The sequence below is a fragment of the Actinomycetes bacterium genome, from assembly GCA_036510875.1.
In the GTDB taxonomy this organism is placed as follows: domain Bacteria; phylum Actinomycetota; class Actinomycetes; order Prado026; family Prado026; genus DATCDE01.
Genome location: DATCDE010000095.1, coordinates 1 through 2,368, shown reverse-complemented (window position 1 = coordinate 2,368; position 2,368 = coordinate 1). Strand labels below are relative to the sequence as shown.

Annotated in this window: 4 protein-coding genes; 3 read left to right on the top strand and 1 reads right to left on the bottom strand. The window is 71.0% G+C overall.

The window, feature by feature from the left end; translation table 11 throughout:
* On the top strand, nt 1-291 hold a 291-nt coding region (locus VIM19_05465), incomplete at its 5' end, for a PAC2 family protein (GenBank protein HEY5184351.1).
* Between the two features lie 8 nt (nt 292-299).
* Here VIM19_05465 and VIM19_05460 read toward each other — a convergent pair.
* Nucleotides 300-485 carry a hypothetical protein gene (locus VIM19_05460; protein ID HEY5184350.1) on the bottom strand — a complete coding sequence of 62 codons (186 nt, stop codon included), beginning with the start codon at nt 483-485 and terminating at the stop codon, nt 300-302.
* A 60-nt stretch (nt 486-545) separates the two neighbouring features.
* Here VIM19_05460 and VIM19_05455 point away from each other — a divergent pair, with 60 nt between their 5' ends.
* Nucleotides 546-797 (top strand): helix-turn-helix domain-containing protein, encoded by a 252-nt coding sequence (locus tag VIM19_05455; GenBank protein ID HEY5184349.1) that lies wholly within the window; start codon nt 546-548, stop codon nt 795-797.
* Between the two features lie 624 nt (nt 798-1,421).
* Nucleotides 1,422-2,368, top strand: a 947-nt coding sequence (locus tag VIM19_05450) for a GNAT family N-acetyltransferase (protein ID HEY5184348.1), incomplete at its 3' end; no start/stop codon positions are given.

The following is a 2,368-nucleotide window of genomic DNA, read 5'->3' as shown; positions in this document are numbered from 1 at the left end:
GTGCCGCACTACGTCGCACAACCGCCGTGTCCCAAGGCGACGCTGGCGCTGCTCGCGCGCATCGAGGACCTGCTCGACGTGCCGGTCCCCCTGGGCGACCTGCCCGAGGAGTCGCGTGCCTGGCAGATCGGTGTCGACGAGCTCGCGGCCGAGGACGACGAGATCGCGGCGTACGTCCGGACGCTCGAGGAGGCCGTCGACACCGCCGAGCTCCCCGAGGCCTCCGGGGACGCCATCGCGCGAGAGTTTGAGCGCTACCTGCGCCGCCGCAGCACCGAGCCGCCGAAGTAGCGACAGCCTCAAGGGGTCGCAGCGTCTGCGGACCCTGACGCGGACACGTCGGTGCACATCGGGTGCACATCGCGCAGGATCACGGTCCCGACCACGGTGAGCGCCTTGCGACCGCTCTCGTCGTCGTTCGGCCTGCAGTAGGCGTAGACGCCGAGCGTCGTCCTGGGCGACGCGTGGCCCAGCCACGCGGCCACCTGAGTCACCTGGATGCTCGAGATGAGCGAGGACCCGACGTGTAGGCGCAGCGGGCCCGGATCCTGCTGCTGGCCGCGGACGGGCTGGCCAACACCGAGATCGCCGCCCGGGTCTCGGTGTCGCGTCCGACGGTCTTCGGCGGGCGGGCCCGCCACGAGTCTGAGGGTCTCGACGGCTTGCACGACGAGCCCCGCACGGGTCGGCCGCGCCAGGTCCACCATGAGGCGATCATCGCCGCGACGTTGAGCCCGCCCCCGAAGAAGCCGGGTTGTGACGCGCTGGTCGAGCCGGCTGCGACCTGGCGACGCTGAGTTCGCTTGGCTGCCGCGGGACCACGCCGCAGCCAATCCGATGTGGTGCGAGCGGCGATACACCGGGACCCATTTGCCGAGATGGACTAGGGCGAACTGCTCCTCAACCTGTCGACCCAACGGGGGCACGTGCGGGCAGCGAACGAACCGAACTGCTGCCTTCGCGCGCCTCGCGGTGATGGGAGCCACGCCAAACCGAGCGGCCCGCGCCCGCGGAACCACTCCGCCGGGTGGTCGCCCACCCGCTGCTGGTTGAAGTAGATGAGGTAGCCGGTCATGACTGCTCCTCCCGCCCCGACCGACCAGGTGTCCACTTACACCTCTCGTGCGCTCTGTGTCCAGGGCTACGGCGCGGACAACTGGCCGGTCGTGGACGGGATCAGCGCGGAGAAGGCGGCCCGAGATCGGTGGCAACCGGAGGGCGCGACTGGGGTGACCCGGTCGCCGACACCTTGACGCCGATCAAGACCCGATAGTCCGAGTCCGGCGCCGCCGGCTCCGCCGAGCGCGTGACAGGCAGGTGCCGTGGCGCGTGCGGCGTGGCGCAGCGCTAGCCTGACAGGCACCGTGGTGAATACCAGTCGACGAGCCCCGTCTCCCGCCCCATCCGACGGCGGGACAACGGTGATTCGCTCCTGGTGCGGCGCGGACGCCCTGGCCCGCCTGGCCTGTCTCGACGACTTCCACGCGGGCGTCGTTGCCCCTCCGGGCCAGGTCCATCCTGGCGCGGCCGTGTGGTCGGACTACCACGCCTCCTGGACCCCCTTGCTGGTCGAGGCGCTGGAGTGCGGCGAGACAGTGGCAGCCATGGGCCTGGCAGTTCGACGGTGGCGAGGCATGATCGAGGCGAGGGGCCTCGGAGCGGACGACGAGGAGATGACGGTCGCCGCCGCTGGTCCGGCCGAAGCCACGGTCCTCGGCCGGGCGGTCTGCTCCCGCCTGACGGAGGCGGACCGTCACTGGACGCTGCGGCTGGCCAACGTCGTGGCAGGTCCTACGTCCGAGGCCTTCGTGCGGACGCTACCTCGCGCGAAGGCGTCCGAGTCCGGCCGCTGCCCGCAGGCGGTCTTCGTGCCGGGTGAGCCGTTGGGCAGATACGTCACCAGGAAGATGCGGGACAACGCCCACCGGGCCCACAACCTCGCGGCTGCCGCTGGCACGCCCCTTGTGCCGTGCTGGCTCACGGATCCGGACGAGATCCAGGAGGTCCTGCCCGACGTCATCGAGGTGCATCGGGCACGCAACCAGCAGGTGCGCGGCTACGCGATCCTCGACAGCCCCGCGGAGGCGTCGCAGTTCCGGGCACAAGTCCTGGCGCACGCCAGGACCGGGACAGCGCACCTGCTCGTCATCCGGGGTGCCGGCGAGCTGGCCGCCTTCTCGGTGTGCTTCACGAACGGCCGCCTCATGCGCGTCTATGCCAACCTGGTGTCGCCACAATGGCTGCACGTCAGCGCCGGGACGCTGGCGAGCGTGGAGGTCGTCCGCCGAGCGCATGCCGATCCGGGGATCGACGTGCTGTCCTGGGGAGCCGGGGAGTCCCGGTACAAGTCGAGCTGCTCCACCACCAC